Origin of the sequence: Gordonia sp. X0973 (assembly GCF_013348785.1) — a bacterium.
Classification (GTDB): Bacteria; Actinomycetota; Actinomycetes; order Mycobacteriales; family Mycobacteriaceae; genus Gordonia.
Map to the genome: position 1 here is coordinate 2,819,697 of NZ_CP054691.1, position 20,829 is coordinate 2,840,525.

Annotated in this window: 2 protein-coding genes (1 of these 2 cut by a window edge); both read right to left on the minus strand. The window is 72.9% G+C overall.

Annotated elements, in window-relative coordinates; translation table 11 throughout:
- Positions 1–17,574 (minus strand): non-ribosomal peptide synthetase, encoded by a 17,574-nt coding sequence (locus tag HUN08_RS14045; RefSeq protein WP_124246721.1) that lies wholly within the window; start codon positions 17,572–17,574, stop codon positions 1–3.
- Positions 17,571–20,829, minus strand: the 3' end of a protein-coding gene (locus HUN08_RS14050; protein ID WP_124246720.1) for a non-ribosomal peptide synthetase. The gene runs 16,967 nt beyond the window's last position; 3,259 of the gene's 20,226 nt are visible here — the last part of the coding sequence; its start codon lies off the right edge, out of view — the gene reads right to left on this strand; its stop codon occupies positions 17,571–17,573. The genes HUN08_RS14045 and HUN08_RS14050 overlap by 4 nt, the downstream gene beginning before the upstream one ends.

A 20,829-nucleotide genomic window follows, 5' to 3' on the forward strand; every position in this document is an offset into this window, starting at 1 on the left:
CTAATCCGGGTCCCGACGCTCCTCCGTCGTGTGCGCCGCCGCATCCAGCCCGTCCTGCACGGCGGGTCCGATGACCGCGAGGGAGTCGGCATCGGCCATGCCCAGATGATGGGTGTCGACGTCGACGTTGATCACGCGGCCGGTGACGCGACCACGCCAGCCCGCGGCGACCGTCGCCGGATCCGCTTTGTCCGCGGTGGCGGTGAAGACGTGCAGATCGCCGTCGAAAACCGGCGGCTCGTACGCCGATCCGATCCGGGCGGCATTGGCGAAGCTGTCCATCACCCGGTCGACCTGGCCGGGCCGCAGCAGCCCCATCTTCTCGATCTGGTCGCGGACCACCTCGGCGACCTCCTCGGCGCTCTCGACTGTGACGCCCTCGTCGAGCTGGAACAGCTCGCGCCAGCCGCCCAAGAGGTCACCGACATCGGGGGTCGGCGCCCCGTCCGTTTCGGCGGTCCCCGTATCGGCCGGCGCACCCTCCTCGGCCACGGCGGCATCCATCAAGCCCAGATAGGCCACCGATTCGCCGGCCGCCTGCAGGGCCACGGCGACCGCGTGGGCCACGTGTCCGCCGATGGACCACCCGAGCAGATGGTAGGGGCCGCGCGGTTGGACCGCGCGGATCTCGCGCACGTAGCGCTGCGCCAACTCCGGAACCGACGAGGCCTCCGGCTCGTCGAGCACGACGTGCGGGTCCTGCAATCCGTAGACGGGTCGGTTCGCCACATAGGGCGCCAGTCCGCCGTAGAACCAGGCCAATCCGCCTGCCGGGTGGATGCAGAACAGCGGCGGCGCGCCGCCGTCGGCGCGCAGGGTGATCAGCACGTCGTTGACCACGCCGGCCGATCCGGCCAGGGCAGCGGCCACTCCGCGCGGCGTCGGGTCGGCGAACAGCGTGGCCAGGGACAGATCGGCATCGGCCCGGTTGCGCAGCGCGCCGACGACCCGCGTGGCCGAGAGCGAGTTGCCGCCCGCGTCGAAGAAGCTCTGCGCCACGCTGACGCGGTCGACGCCGAGTACCTCGGCGAACACTTCGGCGACGAGGCGTTCGACCTCGTTCGCCGGCGGCTCGTAGCCGCCGGTGTCGTCGGGGAACTCCGGTTCCGGGAGTCGGCGGCGGTCGAGTTTGCCGATGACCGTCAGCGGCAGTTCGTCGATGACGACCAGGGCGGCCGGGACCATATAGGCGGGTAGCCGCAGGCGCAGGGCATCGGCCACGGCGGCGACATCCACCGCCGCCCCCGGCTCGGCGACCAGATACCCGGCCAACCGGCTGCGGCCGTGCCGGTCGGTCACGCCGATCGTCACCGCCGTGGCGACGCCGGGTTGTTCGGCGAGCGCGGCGTCGATCTCGCCCAGCTCGACGCGCTGGCCGTTGATCTTGACCTGGTGGTCGGAGCGCCCGACGAATTCCAGCTCGGCCGGATCCCCGGTCCAGCGCACCAGGTCACCGGTGCGGTACATCCGCTGCCCCGCGTAGTCGCCGAAGGGGTTGGCGACGAACCGGGCCGCGGTCAGCCCCGGTTGGCCGTGGTAGCCGCGCGCCAGCTTGTCGCCGAGGAGGTATAGCTCACCGACGACACCGCGACCGACCGACCGGAGCCGCTCGTCGAGGACGACGGCACCCATCCCGGGCACCGGTCGGCCGATGCGGATCGGCCGCCCGGCGGTCAAGATCGCTCCGGTGGCCGACACGGTGGTCTCCGTCGGGCCGTAGCCGTTGAAGAGTTCGCGGCCCGGCGCCCAGCGCGCCACCACCTCGGGCGCGACCGCCTCCCCGGCGGTGCCGAGGTGGCGAAGCGAGGACGCGCGCGCGGGGTCCATCGTGGCCAGCACGGCCGGGGTGATCACCGCGTCGGTGACCCGATGCCGGGAGATCACCTCGACCAGTCCCTCGCCGGCGTAGACGTCGGCCGGTGCCACGACGAGGGTGAGCCCGAGGCCGAACGCGGCGAACAGCTCGAAGAAGGCCCCGTCGAAGCCGATGGCCGCGACGGCCAGGACCCGGGTGTCGGGAAGCTCGCGCGTCCACTCGCGATGCTGCTGGTTGAGCCGGGACAAACCGCGGTGGCTCACCGCGACGGCCTTGGGCCGCCCCGTCGACCCGGAGGTGTAGACGAGGTAGGCGAGCGAGTCGACGCCGCACCTCCCGCTCAGCTCCGCGTCGGCGACGGGGAGGTCCGGGTGCCCCGAGACGCTGCGGACGGTGAGGTCGGCGGCCGGGGTGATCGCGGCATCCGGTCGCGGCGCGAGGTCGCCGACGGTGATCAGCCGCTGACCGGCGAATTCGAAGACGTCCCGATCGGCGCGACGCACCGCGATCAGCAGCGGGTCGGCGTCGGCCACCATATGCGCCAGGCGCTCGGGCGGCAGCCCCGGATCCAGCGGCAGGTAGGCCGCGCCGGCCTTCAGGATCGCGGTGATGAGGACCGCGGCCTCCAACGACCGCGGCATCCCGATACCGATGACGGTCTCCGGTCCGGCGCCCCGACCGATCAGCTCGCGCGCGAGCCGGTTGGTCAGCGACTCGAATCCGGCGTAGTCGAGCGCGCGGTCGGCTTCGACGACCGCTGGCCGACGGGGGTCGAGCGCGCGCCGGGCGAAGATCTCGCGCGCCGTCGCGGGCGCCAGGGGGTTCCGGTCGCCCAGCACCGGCACGAGGTCGCGACGGTCCTGCTCGTCGAGGATGTCGATGTCGGCGACGACCGCATCGGGATCGGCGGTGACGGCGTCGAGGATCGCCAGGAAGGTGTCGCGGAACGCCGCGATCGTCGCCTCGTCGAACAATGCCGTGGCATAGGTGAGTCCGCCGCGCAGGCCGCGCCCGGCCGTCTCGGTGAATGCCGCCTGCAGATCGACCTTCGCGATCGGCGCCGGATCGTCGATCACCCGCAGCTCGGTGCCGCCGTCGGCCGCCGTATCCCCGGCGGCGGCGCCGCCGGCGTCGACGAGGTAGTTGATCCCCACCTGGAACAACGGGGCATGGGCGGTCGACCGGTTGGGCGCGAGGGCTTCCACCACCTGCTCGAAGGGCACGTCGGCGTGGGTGAAGGCCTCCATCGCGACGCCCGAGACCTGTTGCAGGAGGGCCCGGCCGCTGTCGCCGCCGCCGTGGCGGGTGCGCAATACGACGGTGTTGACGAACATGCCGACCAGGTCGTCGAGGGCTTCTTGCCCCCGCCCGGCGACCGCCGCGCCGATGGCGACGTCATCGGTGCTCGCCAGCCGGGCGACCGTGGCGGCCAGGGCGGCGTGCAGGACCATGAACGGGGTGACCCCCTCCCGCGCGGCGGTCGTATGGACCGCCGCGGACCGCTGCGGACCGAAGTCGAAGACCAGCTGGGCGCCGGACAGATCCGCGACCGCCGGGCGCCGACGGTCCGCGGGCAGGTCGACGACCTCGGGCAGTTCGGCGAGGGTCTGCGACCAGTACCGGATCTGGGCGGCGAGGATCGACCCCTCGTCGTCGGGGTCGCCGAGTTGCTCGCGCTGCCACAGCGCGTAGTCGGCGTACTGGATCGGCAGCGGCGCCCACGTCGGTGTCACACCGTTGGCTCGGGCCGCGTAGGCCGCGCCGAGGTCGCGGGTGAAGACCGGCATCGATTCGGCGTCGGTGGCGATGTGGTGGACCACGATGACCAGCACGTGGTCGGCACCGTCGGCGGCGACGCGCGCACGGATCGGCAGGTCGGTGCCGACGTCGAATCCGCGAGCGCCGACGGCGAGCGCCTCCTCGGCCGTGTCGGTGACGGCCCAGTCGAACCGCGCCGCGGCGTCCCGCTCGTCGACGATCTGCGCGACCGGCGTGCCGTCGACCACCGGGTAGACGGTGCGCAGCACCTCGTGACGGGAGACGACGTCGACGAGTGCGGCGCGCAGAGCCTCGACATCCAGGCCGCCGGGCACCCGCAGCGCGACCGGGATGTTGTAGGCCGGCGACGCCGGGTCGAACCGGTTGAGGAACCACATCCGCTGCTGCGCGTAGGCGAGCGGGATGTGCTCGGGTCGGGGGCCGGCGACCAGCGGCGCACGGGTGGCGGCCGTCCCCACGCGCGCGGCGAGCCCGCGCACCGTGGGCGCCTCGAAGACGTCGCGGACCGTGACATCCGCGCCGAGCGCCTCGCCGACCCGCGCGGCCACCCTGGTCGCCGAGAGCGAGTTCCCGCCGATGTCGAAGAACGAGTCGGTGACCCCCACCCGGTCCAGGTGCAGGACCGCCGCGACGACGTCGGCGATGGTCTCCTCGATGGGGCTGGTCGGCTCGATCAGCGCGGTGACGGCGAACTCGGGTTCCGGCAGCGCCTTGCGGTCCAGCTTGCCCGCGGCGTTGAGCACGACGTCGTCGAGGCCGACCCACACCGTTGGCACCATGTAGCCGGGCAGGGCGGCGCGCACGGTTTCCCCGATGGCCTGCGACGACACCGACGACGGGCTGTAATACCCGACGAGGTGCTGCTCGCCGGAGGATGTCTCGTGCACCGTGGCGGCGACGTGGACGACGCCGGGGGCCCGCCCCATGACCGCTTCGATCTCGCCGAGTTCCACCCGCTGGCCGCGCAGCTTCACCTGGAAGTCGGTGCGACCGAGATACTCCAGCACACCATCGGGGCGGCGGCGCACCAGGTCGCCGGTCCGGTACATCCGGGCGCCGGGCTCGCCGAACGGGTCGGCGACGAATCGGTCGGCGGTCAGGTCGGGCCGGGCCGCGTAGCCGCGCGCGAGTTGGACCCCGCCCAGATACAGCTCGCCGGCGACCCCCTCGGGCACCCGCCGCAACCGCGAGTCCAGGACGATGGCCGACGAGTTCCAGACCGGCGTGCCGATCGCCACCGACGTCGCGGAGCCGTCCACCGACTCGATCGGTTCGGCGGTGATTTCCACGGCGGCCTCGGTGGGGCCGTACAGGTTGAACAGCAGGGATTGCGGCAGCGCGTCACGCACCGCGGCGGCGCTCGCCGGCGGCAGCGCCTCCCCGGTGAAGGACATGATGCGGACCGAGTCGAGTTCGGCCAGTCGGGCCGGTCCGACGACGTCGAGGAAGGCACCGAGCATCGACGGGACGAAATGCACCATCGTCGCCCGCGCGCGGGAGATCGCATCGGCCAGCGCCCGCGGATCCAGGTGCGTCTGCGGCCCCAGCACCAGCATCCGGGCGCCGGTCATCAGCGGGGCGAACAACTCGGGAACCGACACGTCGAAGGTGTACGGGGTCTTCAGGACGACGACGTCGCCCTCGTCGATCGGGAGCGCCGCCAGCCCCCACCACAGTCGGTTGAGCACTGCCGCGTGACTGAGCGTCACCCCCTTGGGCACACCGGTCGAGCCCGACGTGAACAGCGTGTAGACGGCGTTGTCTGCACTGACGGCGCCACGGCGCTCCGCCGCCGTCAGTAGCGCCTCCTCTCCGAGAGGTTCGTCGGCGGTGAAGTCCAGCACGCGGGCGCCGCGGCTGCCGGCGACCTCGACGACGGCCGGTGCCGCGCCCACCGCGTCGGCGGTGAGCACCACCGACACCCCGGCCGCGTCGAGCATGTGTTCCACCCGTTGCGCCACCGCGCCGGTGTCGACCGGGACGTACTGTCCGCCGGCCGCGACGATCGCGTGGATGGCGATCACCATCTCGATCGACCGGGGGATGGACAGCGCGACCGCGTCGTCGGGGCCCACCCCGGCGGCGATCAACCGCCTGGCCAACTGCGACACCCGCGCACCGAATGCGCGGTAGGTCAGCTCGCGGCCGTCCTCGGCGACCAGGGCGACGGCCTCCGGGGTGGCCTCGATCTGGGCGAAGACCGCGTCGGTCACCAGCGGCAGAGCCGGCACGTCGCGCCGCTCGCCCGACTCGACACGTTCGAGCCGGGCCGCCTCCGGCGCCTGCAGGATCTCGATGTCGCCGACGGCCCGCGCGGGATCGGCGGTGGCCTCGGCGAGGACGGTGACGAGGCGGTCGGCGAAGCGGGCCACGGTGGCGGCGTCGAACAGATCGGTGGCGTACTCCAATCCGAGCGACCACGGCTGGCCCGCGGCCCCCGCGGACACCTGCACGGTCAGATCGACGCGCGAACTCACCGTCGGCGCCTCGACCTGCTCGATCGACAATCCCGGTAGGTCGACACCCGTCGAAAGGCCGCCGAGCCGGTTGAAGAAGACCAGCACCTGGGTCAGCGGGGCGAAGGCCTCCGACCGCACCGGGTTGAGGGCGTCGACCAGCGATTCGAAGGGGACGTCGGCATTGGCGAAGGCCGACGTGTCGATCGTCTTCACCTTCTCGAGGAAGTCGGCGAAGCGCTCCTTCGGGTCGACCGCGGTCCGCAACACCAGCGTGTTCACGAACATGCCGACCAGCGGGTCCAGGACGGCCCGTCCCCGCCCGGCGCTGGACGCGCCGATCGCCACGTCGTCCGCGGCGGCCAATCGGCCGATCAGCGCCGCGAGGGCGGCGTGGAAGACCATGAACTCGGTGGCACCGCTCGCGCGCGCCAGCCGCTCGATTCCGCTGACGACCGACGCCGGGATCTCGGCACGCACCAGGGCGCCCCGATGCGTCGCGACCGGCGGCCGGGGGCGGTCGCCGGGTAGCTCGACCAGGTCGGGCAGCCCGGCGAGTTCCCGCTGCCAATAGTCGAATTGGCCGGCGAGCACCGAATCCTCGTCGGCCACCGTCCCCAGTTCGCGCTGCTGCCAGAGGGCGAAGTCGGCGAACTGCACCTCCAGCGGCTCGAAGCCGGGGTCGCGACCGGCGGACCGGGCGGCGTAGGCCCGGACCAGGTCGCCGGTCAGCGGTTGCAGGGATTCGCCGTCGGCGGCGATGTGGTGTGCCACCACCGCGAGGACCACCCCGTCGGCGCCGGGCCACACCCGCACCCGCACGGGCCACTGCCGCGACACGTCGAAACCGGTCGTGACGGCGCTCTCGATCCCGGCGAAGGAGTCGACGACCTGCCAGTCCAGGTGCTGGGCCGCCGAGTCGGCGGCGGCGATCACGGCCGTCGGCGCACCGTCGACCGCGGGGTAGACGGTGCGCAGCACCTCGTGACGGTCGACGACGTCGTCGAAGGCGGCGCGCAGCGCCGCCAGGTCCACGTCGCCGACCAGCCGCAGGACCAACGGGATGTTGTAGGCGGGTGAGGCCGGCTCGAATTGGTTGAGGAACCACATCCGCTGCTGCGCGAACGACAACGGGATCTCGTCGGGTCGCGGCACCACGGCGACCACCGGTGCCAAAGCGGCGCCGGTAGCGGCGGTGGCGATGCGTGCCAGATCCCGCACCGTCGGGGCCTCGAATACGTCGCGGACGCCCACCTCGGTGCCGAAGGCCTCACCGACGCGGGCGGCCAGCCGGGTGGCCGACAACGAGTTGCCGCCCAGGTCGAAGAAGGAGGCGGTGGCCCCGACGCCGTCGACCTCGATGTCCAGCAGGTCGGCGACGATCGCCGCCACGGTGTGTTCGGCGTCGGTGGCCGGCTCGACGTAGTCGTCGGCGGCCGCGAAGACCGGCTCCGGCAGCGCCGCCGTGTCGAGTTTGCCGACCGGGGTCATCGGGAGTTCGTCGATCACCGTGATGCTTCCGGGCACCATGTAGGCCGGCAGCGCCGCGGCGGCATGGGTCCGCACCCGGTCGACGTCGAGTGCGCGCCCGGGCACCGGGACCAGATAGGCGGCCAGGGCGGTGGCGCTCGACCCGCCGACTCCGACTACGGCGGCGGACGCCACGTCCGCGTGCGCGGCGAGCACGCCCTGGATCTCGCCCAGCTCGATGCGCAGGCCGCGCAGCTTCACCTGGTCGTCGGAGCGACCGACGTATTCGATGCTCGGCGTCCCGTCCTCCCCGCGCACCCAGCGCACGACGTCACCGGTGCGGTACATCCGCTCCCCCGGCTCGCCGTGCGGATTCGCGACGAAGCGCTCCGCACTCAGCCCGGGCCGGTCGAGGTAGCCGCGGCTCAGCCCGGCGCCGGCGACGTAGAGTTCGCCGGCCACCCCGTAGGGGACGGGTTGGAGTCGACCATCGAGGACGAGGAGCGCGATGCCGGGGATCGCCCCGCCCAGCAGCACGGGTCCGCCCGTGTCCCGCAGCGGCGGGGACAGGGTGACGCCGATGGTGGTCTCGGTCGGCCCGTAGAGGTTGTGGACCACGACATGCGGCGCCCAGCGGCCGACGAGGGCGGCGGGCACGGCCTCGCCGCCGGCCATCAGGGCCTTGAGATCGGGCAGGTCCCGCGGGTCGAGGGTCGCCAGGACCGAGGGGGTGAGGAAGCCGTGCTCGACCCGCTGCTCGGTCATCCACGCCTGGAGCTCGGCGCCGCCGACGGCCTGGGTCGGCCGGTAGGCGATGGTGCCCCGAGCCGTCACGGCCATCAGGTATTCCAGCACCGAGGCGTCGAAGCTCGGCGAGGCGAACCCGAGGACCCGCGCACCCCGCTCGACGCGCAGACCCGCGTGTTGGGCGGCGGCGAAGTTCGCCAGGCCGCGATGGCTGACCGAGACCCCCTTCGGGCGCCCGGTCGAGCCGGAGGTGTAGATGACATAGGCCAGGTTGTCGGCGTCGACGGGGGCGGCGAGTTCCGCGGCGCGCAGCGGCTCGGAAGATTGTGCGGCGATGTCGGGGAGCAGCCGCGTCCCGCCGATGTTCGCCGTAGCGGGGGCGCCGTCGGGGGGCTCGATGCCGTCGACGGTGAGCGCCAACACCGCGCCCGAGTCTTCGAGCATGTTCGCGACGCGCTGCGGCGGATAGTCGGGGTCGATGGAGACGTAGGCGGCACCGGTCTTGGCCACCGCCCAGACCGCGGTGTAGGCCATCGCCGAACGTGGGATGAGCAGTGCGACGATCTGCTCGGCGCCGACGCCCCGGGCGATCAGCCAGCGGGCCAGGCGCGTGGAGCGCTCGTCGAGTTCGCGATAGGTGAGCTGGACGCCGAGTCCGTCGACGACGGCGACGGTATCCGGAGCATCGGCGACGGCGGCCGCGAACAGATCGGCCAGCAGCACCGGCGGGACGGCGCGACCGGTGGTCATCGGCACCAGTTCCCGCTGTTCGGCGTCGTCGAGCAGCGGTACCGCCCCGACCGGTGTGTCGGGTGCGGCGACCAGGGCGCCGAGGATCGCGACGATCCGCCTGCCGAGGGCGGAAACCGAATCGTCGGTGAACAGGTCGGCGGCATAGGCGATGCGGCCACCCCACGGCTGCCCGGCGGGCGCGACCCCGACGCCGACGGTGAGGTCGACCCGCGCCGGCTCCTCGGCGAGGGTGAGCGGCTCCACCGCGAGACCGCCAGGCAGGGTGAGCCCGGCGGTGTCCCCGGCGCCGTCTTCGACGGTGAGCAGGACCTGGGCCAGCGGCGCGAAGGCCTCCGAGCGCGTCGGCGCCAATTCGGTCACCAGGTATTCGAACGGCAGATGCGCGTGCTCGAAGGCCGCGAGGTCGACGTCGCGCACCTGGTCGAGGAGTTCGCCCAGCGGCACGCCCGGGTCCACGGCGGTGCGCAGCACCAGGGTGTTGACGAACATGCCGACCAGGCCGTCGAGTTCCCGGCGCCCGCGACCGGCCACCGGTGAGCCGATGACGATGTCGCCGGTGCCCGACAGCCGGGCCAGGAGGGCGGCCAGCGCGGTGTGGACCACCATGAACGGGGTGACGCGGTGCTCGCGGGAGAACTCGGCGATCGCGGCGGCGAGGTCGGCCGGGATCTCGAATCCGACGCTGGCGCCCCGGGTCGAGGCGACCGCCGGGCGCGGGAAGTCCGTTGGCAGTTCGAGCAGGTCGGGGGCCGCCTCCAGGTTCTTGCGCCAGTAGTCCAGCTCGGCACCGAGCACCGATCCCGAGTCGTCGGCCGACCCGAGGACCCGCTCCTCCCAGATGGCGACGTCGGCGACCTGGATCGGCAACGGGTCTGCCTGACTCTCCCCGCCGGCGGCGGTGGCCGCGTAGGCCGCGATCAGGGCACGGGCGAGGACGCCGCCGGACTGCCCGTCGCCGGCGATGTGGTGGATCATGACGAGCAGGATGTGCTCGTCGTCGGCGACGGGCTGCAGCCGCACCCGGATGGGCAGTTCGTCGACGAGGTCGAAGCCGTCGGTGGCCGCCGCCTCGAGTGCGGCGCGGTCCCCGACCACCGCCCAGTCGACCAGTTCCGCGGCGTCGTCGGCCGGGAGGACCAGTTGGTGGGGCACGCCGTCGTGGGCGGGGAAGAGCGTGCGCAGCACCTCGTGGCGGGAAAGCACGACGTCGAGTGCGGCACGCAGCGCGTCGATGTCGAGCGGGCCGCGCACGCGCAGGCCGATCGGGATGTTGTAGGCCCCCGAGGCCGGGTCGAAGCGGTTGATGAACCACATGCGGCGTTGCGCGTTGGTGAGGGGGATCCGGGCGGGGCGCGGTTCGGCGGCGGTGATCGGCGGCAGACCGGCGGGGGCGTCGCCACCGACGCCGCGCAGGAGTTCCCGCACCGTCGGCGCCTCGAACACGTCGCGGACCGAGATGTCGACACCGAGGGCGTCCCCCGCCCGCGCGGCGAGCTTCGTCGCCGACAACGAGTTGCCGCCCAGGTCGAAGAAGGATTCGGTGACGCTGACCTCGGACAGGCCGAGGACTTCGGCGTACGCGGCGGCCACCGCCGCCTCCCGCGGATTCCGCGGTGCGACGAATTCGGCGGCCAGGGCGGTGAAATCGGGGGCGGGCAACGCCTTTCGGTCCAATTTGCCCGCGGAGTTGAGCACGACGTCGTCCAGCGGCACCCACACCGTCGGCACCATGTACGACGGCAGGACCGCGCCCACGGCGGCCTTGACCGACGCCACGTCGACCTCCGGCCCCCCGGCGGCACTGACGTAGCCGACGAGGTGTTCGGTGCCACCCGGCCCGGCGACGACGGTCGCGGCGGCGTGCACGACGCCGGGAGCGGCGGCCATCGCCGACTCGATCTCGCCGAGTTCGATGCGCTGCCCGCGCAGTTTCACCTGGAAATCGGTGCGGCCCAGGTACTCCAGCCCACCCGATGCGTTCCACCGCACCAGGTCGCCGGTGCGGTACATCCGCTCCCCCGGCGCGCCGAGCGGGTTCGCCACGAAGCGCTCGGCGGTCAGGTCGCCGCGCGCAGCATATCCGCGGGCCAGCTGAACCCCGCCCAGATACAGCTCGCCGGCCACCCCCGGCGGCACCGGGGCCAGCCGGGCGTCCAACACCAGCGCCGTCGAGTTCCACACCGGTGCCCCGATCGGCACGACCGCGCCGACCTCGGTCACCCGCTGGTAGGTGATCTCCACCGCCGCCTCGGTCGGGCCGTACAGATTCCACAGGTCCACGTCGAGGGAGTCGAGGACCTGTGCTGCGACGGCCGGGGGCAGCGCCTCGCCGGTCGTCGAGACGTAGCGCAGCTCGGTCAGGCGGGCCAGTTGCTCGCGCGGCACCACGTCGAGGAAGACCGAGAGCATCGACGGCACGAAATGCACCGAGGTGACCCGCTGCGACTCCAGCAGCTGCGCGAGGTAGCGGGGGTCGGCATGGCCGCCGGGACGGGCGATCACCAGGGTCGCCCCGGCCAGTATCGGCGCGAACAGCTCGGTGACCGAGCAGTCGAAGGTATAGGGCGTCTTCTGCACGACGACGTCGTCGGCGCGCCACGCGATCTCGTCGAGCCCCCACCACAAGCGGTTGAGCACAGCCTCGTGGGTCAGGGTCACACCCTTGGGCCGGCCGGTCGATCCGGAGGTGAACAGCGTGTAGACCGCGTGGTCGGGTCGCAGCGGCGTGAGTCGCTGCGCGTCGGTGATCGGCACGATGCCCGGGTCGAAACCGCCGGAGGCATCGACGATCACCAGCTGGGCGCCGGCCGCCCGGGCGGTCTGGGCGACGGTTCCGGACTCGTCGCCGGGGCCCACCAGCACCGTGCGCGCCCCCACCGTGGCGAGCATGTACTCGACGCGATCGGCGGGGGTCTGCGGGTCGATCGGCACGTACTGCCCGCCCGCGGCGATCACCCCGTGCAGTGCCACCAGCATCTCCACCGACCGCGGCAGGCACACCGCCACCGCGTCCTCGGGGCCGATCCCCGCGTCGACCAGTCGCCGACCCAGTTCGGCGACGCGGGCGGCGAATTCGCCGTAGGTCACCGACCGGTCCTCGAATACCAGCGCGACGGCCTCGGGATTCGCGGCCGCCCGCCGCACCAGGTGATCGGGCAGCAAGGTCGGGTCGACCTCGCGCACCGCTCCGCTCTCCCACTGCGCCACCCGCCGCCGTTCGTCGTCGTCGAGGAGCGCGATGTCGCCCACCGGGAGCTCCGGCGCGGTGGCCAAGGCGGTGAGCACGGCGACGAAGCGGTCGGCCAGCCGCTGCGCGGAATGGGCGTCGTACAGGTCGGTGGCGAAGGGCAGCCGCCCGGTCCAGCCGCCGTCGGCATCGGGGGCGAGAACGAAGGTGAGGTCGTTCTGCACCGCCGTGGTGGGTGCGGCGACGGGATCGACGGTCAGGCCGGCGACCTCCTGCGCTTGCCCCGCGGCACCGTCGGCGAAGTTCTGGAAGGCCAACTGGATCCCGAAGAGCGGCGTGTGAGCCTCGGTGCGCGTCGGCGCGAGTTCTTCGACGAGGTATTCGAAGGGGATGTCGGCATTGGCCAGTGCGCGCTCGTCGGCGGCGCGCACGGTGCCGATCAGTGCGCGCGCGTCGGCGGCCGGGTCGACCAGGGTCCGCAGCACCAGGGTGTTGACGAACATGCCGACCATGCCGGCCGTCTCCGGGTCGCCGCGCCCGGCGACGGGCGTGCCGATCACCACGTCGTCGGTGCCGGCCAGGCGGGAGATCAGTGCGGCGAGGGCGGCGTGGACCACCATGAAGTCGGTGGCCCCGACGGACCGGGCCAGGTCGCCGACCGCGGCCACGACCCCCGCCGGAACGGCGAAGTCGACCGAGCCGCCGGCCTGGGTCGCCACCGGCGGTCGCGGGCGGTCGCCGGGGATCTCGACGATCTCCGGGATGCCCGCCAGCTCTTCGCGCCAATGCTCGAATTGCCGGGAAAGCTCGGAGCCCGGATCGCTCACCGACCCGAGGCGCTCGCGCTGCAGCAACGCGACGTCGGCGAATTGCAGCGGCAACCGCTCCCAGCCCGGTTCGCGGCCGGAGACACGGGCGGCGTAGGCCGTCATGAGGTCGGCACCGAGGATGCCCAGCGAGACGCCGTCGGCGGCGATGTGGTGCACGACCGAGGCCAGCACCTGCGCATCACCATCGGTGAACAGCGCGACGCGGACCGGGATCTGGCGCGTGACGTCGAAGGTCTGTCCGAGGAATTCCGCGACCGCGGTACCGACGTCGGCGACGACGCGGCGGGAGAATCCGATCTCCACCACCGCCGTATCGAGGTCGACGATCTCCTGGACGGGATCGCGCCCGTCGTCGCCGGCCGGGTAGCGGGTCCGCAACACCTCGTGCCGCCCGAGCAAGTCATTGACCGCCGCGGCCATCGCCGCGTCCTCGACGTCGCCGGTGATGCGCATGGCCAGCGGCAGGTTGTAGGCGGTGGTGTCCGGGTCGAAGGTGTTGAGGAACCACATCCGCTGCTGGGCCAACGACAACGGCAGCCGGTCGGGACGTTCGGGCCGCTCGGCGACGGATACTTCGCCGAGGCCGATGGCCCCGTCCAGGTCGAGGGCGCGGGCCAGCGCCGCCGGAGTCGGGTTGTCGAAGAGCAGGCGCACACCGACGCGCTCGCCGGTCAGCGCCGTGAGCCGCCCGGCCAGCTGGGTCGCGGTCAGCGAGTTGCCGCCGATGTCGAAGAACCCGGCGTCGGCACTGACCTCCGACAATCCGAGCACGTCGGCGAAGACGTCGACGAGGACTTCCTCCGCCGCGGTCGCGGCCGGGCGGAACCCGGTGTCGGCGGTGAACTCCGGCGCGGGCAGCGCGTTGCGGTCGAGCTTGCCCGCGGTGTTGAGCACGATGTCGTCCAGCGGCACCCACACCGTCGGGTGCATGTATTCGGGCAGGGCCAGCGCGACGGCGGCGGCCACGGTCGGCGGCGCGACATCGGCCGGCGCGTAGTAGCCGACCAGGTGCTCGCCGCCGCCCGGTGCGGTGACGACGGTCGCGGCGGCGTGCACGACGCCCGGAGCGGCGGCGATCGCCGACTCGATCTCACCCAGTTCGATGCGCTGCCCGCGCAGCTTCACCTGGAAGTCGGTCCGGCCCAGGTACTCCAGCCGATCGCCGCCGCCGGCCGCGCCGGGCAGGATTCGCACCAGGTCGCCGGTCCGGTACAGCCGCGATCCCGGCCCGCCGAACGGGTCGGCGACGAAGCGCTCGGCGGTGAGGTCGGCGCGAGCGGCATATCCGCGGGCCAGCTGGACCCCGCCCAGGTAGAGCTCGCCCGGCATCCCCGGCGGCACCGGGCGCAGCCTCTCGTCGAGGACGTAGGCCGTCGAGTTCCACATCGGCACGCCGATCCCGACGCGCTCCCCCACCGTCTCGATCTGCTCGTAGGTGATCTCGATAGCCGCCTCGGTGGGGCCGTAGAGGTTGTAGAAGTCGGCACCCGGGACGAGTTCGCGGGTGCGCGCGGCGACCGCCGGGGGCAGCGCCTCACCGGTCGTGTAGATCCAGCGCAGACTCGACAGCGTCAGATCGGTCCCGCTCCCGCCGTTGGCCAGGCCCCCGACGACGTCGTTGAACACCGAGAGCATCGACGGCACGAAGTGGATCGAGGTGACACCGGCGGAGGCGACCAGCTCGGCGAGGTAGACCGGATCGGCATGCCCACCCGGCTCGGCGATGACGACCTGGGCGCCGACCATGAAGGCCTCGAAGAGTTCGGGGACCGAGCAGTCGAAGGTATAGGGCGTCTTCAGCATCACGACGTCGTCGGCGGCCCACCCGAACTCGTCGTTGCCCCAGTACAGGCGGTTGAGGACCGCCTCGTGCGACAGCGTGACCCCCTTGGGCACGCCGGTGGAGCCCGAGGTGAACAGGGTGTAGGCGGCGTGGGCGGGGCGCAGCGGGGCGCGCCGGTCGGCATCGGTGACGGGCACATCGGCGGCCGCCGGATCGACCGGTCCATCCGCGTCGACGGCGACGACCCGCGCGCTCGTCCCGCGCAACGGCTCCACCCGCGGGTCGACGACCAGGGCCAAGGACACCCCGGCGGTGTCGAACATCTGCTGGGTGCGCTCCGGCGGCGCCTCGGTGTCGACCGGCACGTACTGCCCGCCGGCGGCGACGATCGCGTGCAGCGCGACGAGCATCTCGACCGAGCGGGGCATGCAGACCGCGACGGCGTCCTCGGGTCCGACGCCGAGCCCGATCAGTTCCCGCGCGAGGGAGTTCACCCGCGCGCCGAATTCCCGGTAGTCGACGACCCGGTCGCGCAGGCGCAGTGCCGGGGCATCCGGGGTCGCCGCGACCTGTGCGGCGAGGGTATCGGGCAGCGTCGTGCGCGCCACCTCGACGACCGGTCCGCGCGCCCGCGCCAACGCCTCGGTCCGGGCGCGCTCCGACGCCGGGTCGATGTCGCCGAGGCGGCGGGCCGGATCGGCGACCATGACCCGCAGGATCTGGCGGTACACGTCGGCGAAGGCCTCGACCTGTGCGCCGGTGAACTCGCCCGGCAGGTACTTCAGGGTCGCCGAGATGTCGTCGGCGACCGGCTGCGTGTACAGGTTCAACGGGTAGTGCGAGGCGTCGGCCATCGCGATGTCACTGATCGCGACGTCACCCGGTGTCGCCGCCTCGATCCCGGCGACGTCGATCGGATAGGACTCGTGCAGGGTCAGGGTGTCGAAGAGGACGTTCTGGCCGACGGCGGCGGAGATCTCGGCCAGGCTCACGTGCTGGTGGTCGAGGACGTCGACCTTGGCGCGCTGCATCCCGTCGAGCAGTTCGGCCACGGTGCGGTCGGGGGCGATCCGGGCCGCGACCGGAAGCGTGTTGATGAACAGGCCGATCATCGATTCGACGCCGTCGAGCCCGGCCGGGCGGCCGGACACCGTCTCGCCGAAGCACACCGTGCGATTGCCGGTCAGCCGCGAGAGGAACACCGCCCAGGCCGCCTGCAGGATCGTGCTGGGGGTGACCTGCTGCTCGCGGCCCAGCGCGCCCAGTTCCGCGGTCAGATCGGCACCCAACCCGAAGCGGAATTCGGCGGGGGGCTCGTCGGCGCTGACGCCGGCACCGGTGCCGACGAGGGTGGGGCCGTCGAGGTCGGCGAGGAGATCGCGCCAGGCCGCGAGGCCGGCCTCCCGGTCGGTGTCGGCGAGGTGGGCCAGGTAGTCGGCGAAGTCGGGCTCGTCGGGAACCGCGGGCGCACCGGTCCCGTACAGCGAGAGCAGGTCGGCCAGCACCAGTGGGCCCGACCATCCGTCGAAGAGGATGTGGTGGTTCGTGACGACGAGGCTGTCGTGGTCGTGCCCGGCGGCCAGGACGAACCGTACAACGGGCGGCGCGGCGAGGTCGAACGGCCGGTAGCGCTCCGCACCGGCGAGGGCGGCGACCGCCGCCGCGTCGGGAGTCTCGTGTATCTCGAAGGGCAGCGACACCGAATCCGGGACGACCGCCGCGATGGCCCCGCTCTCGGTGCGGATATAGCCGGAGCGCAGGACGCGGTGCCGGTCCAGCAGGGCGGCGACCGCGGTGCGCAGCCGCTCCCGGTCGAGGTGGCCGGTGAACTCGATGACGGCCTGCGTCGAATAGACGTCGAGGCCCTGCGCATCGTCGGCGACCAATTCGTGCTGGAAGTAGAACCCGCGCTGCAACGGGGAGAGCCCCCACACCTGCGCTTCGGGATAGGTGCGCGCCAGCGCGTCGAGATCGGCCTGGGTGAGACCCGATCCGGGCACGTCGGACGGGCTGAGCCCGATTCCGCCCGCCCGGGCCGCGGCGACGATCCCGCCCAGTTCGGCGGCCCAGCGGGCACCGATGTCGGAGGCGGCGGCGAGGTCGAGGACGGTGTCGTCGTATCCGATGTCGGCGACGAGTTCGCGCCCACCCTCGCCCGGTACCGCGCTGACGGTGAACGCCAGCGCGTTGGCCGGGCGCATCCGGCCGCTGACAGTCGCCGGGAGCGACGGCCCGTCGGCGGCGGGCACCAGGTCGTCGGCCAGCTCGTCGGCGGAGTCGGGGGTCGCGGCGGCGGCCGTGCCGGCGCCGAGGAAGTTGAACCCGATACTGGGCAGCGGTCGGCGTGCCAGTTCCGGATCGGGTTCCGGCCCGTAGCGGAGCATGCCGAATCCGGCGCCGTCGGGTTGCCCGGCGATCTCCTCCTTGGCCGCCTTGACGGCGTGGACGGCATCGGCGCCGGGGTCGAGTAGCACCGGCGCGATGGTGGTGAACCAGCCGACGGTCCGCGTCAGGTCGGCCTGGCCCGTCTGGTGCGCCAGGACCGTGTGGTCGCGGCCGTGTCCCTCGAGCTGCACCGAGATCGGCCGGTCGTCGACGATTCCGGCGGCGCACTGGTAGCCGCGCACCGCCCGGGCCAGGGCGGCCAGCATGATCTCGGTGCTGCCGGTGCGGAACGCTTTCGGCGCGGTGCCCAGGACCGCTTCGGCGACATCGGCCGGCACGCGCAGGCGCGTCGTTCGGGCCGCGCTCATCGGTCCTCCCCCGGATTCGTCGGTGCCAATACCGTCGGCGTCTGCGGCAGCCGGTCGAGCCAATAGCCGGTCTCGTCGCGGCGCGCGGCCGCCTCCCGCGCGACGGCGGTGTACCAGCCGCGCACCGAGGTCACCTCCGGGCGCAGGTCGATCGGGCTGCCGCCACGGTGCTGCGCCCAGGCCGTAGCGAGGTCTTCGACGAGGATAGGCCAGGACACCACGTCGACCCCGAGGTGGTGAACGGCGAGCACGATGCGGCCGTCGCCGGCGGAGTCGCGCACCAGCACGGCGGCGACGAGGAGCCCGACGGCCGGGTTCAGGTGGGCCAGGGCGTCGGCGTGGGCCGCACGGATCTCGTCGTCGAACGCCGGGCTGCCCGCCGCCGCGTCGCAGACCCGGTGCGCGATCCACACCGCGTCCTCCGCGTCGACCACCCCGGTTCGCAGGATCGCGTGCTGGAAGTCCTGGTCGAGGGTGGCGCGCAGCGCCGGGTGCGCCTGCGCGACCGCTCCCACGACGACGCGCAGCGCATCGGCGTCGAGTGCGCGCGGCGCGGTGAACACGATCGCCTGCGAGAAGTCGGCGTAGTCGCTCGGCCCGTCGGCCGACTCGGCCATCCACGCGACGATCGGCGGCAGCGGCACCTCGCCGTCGGCGCCGCCGTCGGGTTCGGGCAGCGCCGGTGCCGTCGATCCGTCCGTGGCTACCCGGGCCATCGCGCGCACCGTGCGGTGCTCGAAAATCTCGCGCGGGGTCAGCGGCAGCCCGGCCGCCTTGGCCGCCGACGCCAATTGGATCGACATGATCGAGTCGCCGCCGAGCGCGAAGAAGGATTCGGTGACCGACACCCCGTCGCGGCCGAGCAGGCCGGCCACGATGTCGGCCAGAGTGGCCTCGGCCTCGGTCTCCGGTGCGGCGAACTCGCCGGCGACCGGGGCGCCGGGCACCGGCAGCGCGGCACGGTCCAGCTTCCCCGACCGCGTCATGGGCAGTTCGTCGATGGTGAGGAGTTGCCCGGGCACCATGTGGGCCGGGAGCAGCAGCGCCGCCGCGGCGGTGACCGCCTCGATGTCGGGGGCCGGGGCCGCCTGGTCGGCGACGAGGTATCCGACGAGGCGGGTCACGCCGTGGTCGTCGTCGATGCCGACCACGACGGCCTGCGCGACGCCCGGCTGCGCGGCGAGGACCGCCTGGATCTCGCCGAGCTCGACGCGCTGCCCGTTGATCTTGATCTGGTCGTCGGCACGGCCGGCGAACTCCAGGTCGCCCGAGGCACCGCGGCGAACCAGGTCGCCGGTGGCGTAGAGGCGGGCCCCCGGCTCACCGTGGGGGTCGGCGACGAACCTGCTGGCGGTCAGCCCGGGGCGGCGCGCATAGCCGCGGGCGAGCCCGGCGGCCGACAGGTACAGCTCGCCGACCACGCCCTGGGGCACCTCGTGCAACCGGGCGTCGAGGACCCGCGCGGTGAAGCCCTCGATGGCGCGGCCGATGGTGACCGGCTTGTCGGGCAGCATGCGTGCCCGGGTGGCCCACACCGTCGTCTCCGACGGGCCGTAGAAGTTGAACAGCCGCCGCCCCCGCGCGGCCCACCGCTCGACGAGCGGCGGCGGGCAGGCCTCGCCGGCGGTGGCCAGGTTGCGCACGGTCTCCGCACTCGCCGGGTCCAGCGAGGACAGCACGGAAGGGGTGATCACCATGTCGGTGACCTGGCCGTCCGCGATCACCTGGTCGAGGGCCGGGCCGGCGTAGTCGTCGGCCGGCGCGATCACCAGGGTGTGCCCGGCGGCGACGGCCCAGATCATCTCGAAGAAGGAGGCGTCGAAGCTGGGCGAGGCGACGTGCAGCACGCGGGTGTCCGGGTCGTCGGCCCGGCTGCCGGTGATCGAGCGGTGCGCGGCGACGAGGTCGGCGATACCGGCGTTGCCGACCGCGACGGCCTTGGGCTGCCCGGTCGAGCCGGAGGTGTAGATGAGGTAGGCCAGGGTCGCCAGGGTGACCGACCCGCGGCGCTGAGAGTCGAGCACCGGCGAGTCGTCACCGGAGGCGAGTAGGTCCTGCACGGTCACCCAGTCACAGCCGCCGCCCAAGCCGGTGCCCGCATCGATCCCCAGCGCCGCGGCGCTGTCGTCGAGCATGAAGGCGATGCGCTCGGCCGGGTAGGCCGGATCGACGGGCAGGTAGGCGGCCCCCGACTTCACGACGCCCCAGACGGCGACGACGAAGTCGATCGATCGGGGCAGGCCGATCGCCACCACGTCCTCGGGTCCGAGGCCGCGTTCGATCAGGGCGTGTGCGACGCAGTTGGTGCGCGCCTCGAAGGTGGCGTAGTCGAGCTGCTCGTCGCCGCAGATCAGCGCCGGGTGGGTGGGGTCGAGATCACGGCTCGCGAGGACGTCGACGAGGGTGCCCGCCGCGCTGGTGCCCCCAACCGCCCGACGGCTCCCCGGCTCCGGCAGGCGCGTCGCGACCGCCGGAGGCGACGACGCTTCCCCGACGATGTCGATGTCGCCGACAGCGACAGTCGGGTCGGCGACGGCCGCGGCGACGATGCGCTGCCACACCTCGGCGAACCGGCGGATCGTCCCCTCGTCGAAGAGTGCTGTGGCATAGGAGAATTCGAGGAAGGACTCGGTCTCGCCGTGCAGCACGCTGAGCGTCAGGTCGACCTTCTCCTCGTCGATGTCGACCGGCAGCGGTTCGACGGTGATGCCGGCGCGGCGCAGTTCCGCGCTTTGCAACCCGTCGTCGTCGGTCACCGTCAGCGCGATCTGGAACAACGGGGCGTGTGCGGTCGACCGTTCCGGCGCCAGCTCCTCCACCAACTGCTCGAAGGGCACGTCGGCGTTGTCGAAGGCTTCCAGGTCGGTGCGGCGCACCTGCGCCAACAGCTCCGCGACCGACGCCCCGGCGTCGATCCGGGTGCGCAGCACGAGGGTGTTGACGAACATGCCGATGAGGTCGTGCAGCGCCGCGTCCGCGCGCCCGTCGATGGGGGTGCCGAGGACGACGTCGTCGGTGGCGGCCAACCGGGCGACGGTCGCGGCGAACAGGGCGTGGTGCGCCATGAAGCCGGTGACGCCGTGTGCGGCGGCGAAGCCCTCGATCCCGGCGCGCAGGTCGGCCGGGATCGGGAGGCGCACCCGGGCGCCGGCGCGGTCGGCGACGGCCGGGCGCGGGCGGTCCATCGGGAGGTCGGTGACGGCGGGCAGGCCGGCCAACCGGTCGCGCCAATAGGCGAATTGCCCGCCCATCGCC

What these genes read in the sequence shown, in the direction of transcription:
- HUN08_RS14045 (WP_124246721.1), bottom strand. Translation starts at nt 17,574, where the DNA reads ATGAGCGCGGCCCGAACGACGCGCCTGCGCGTGCCGGCCGATGTCGCC.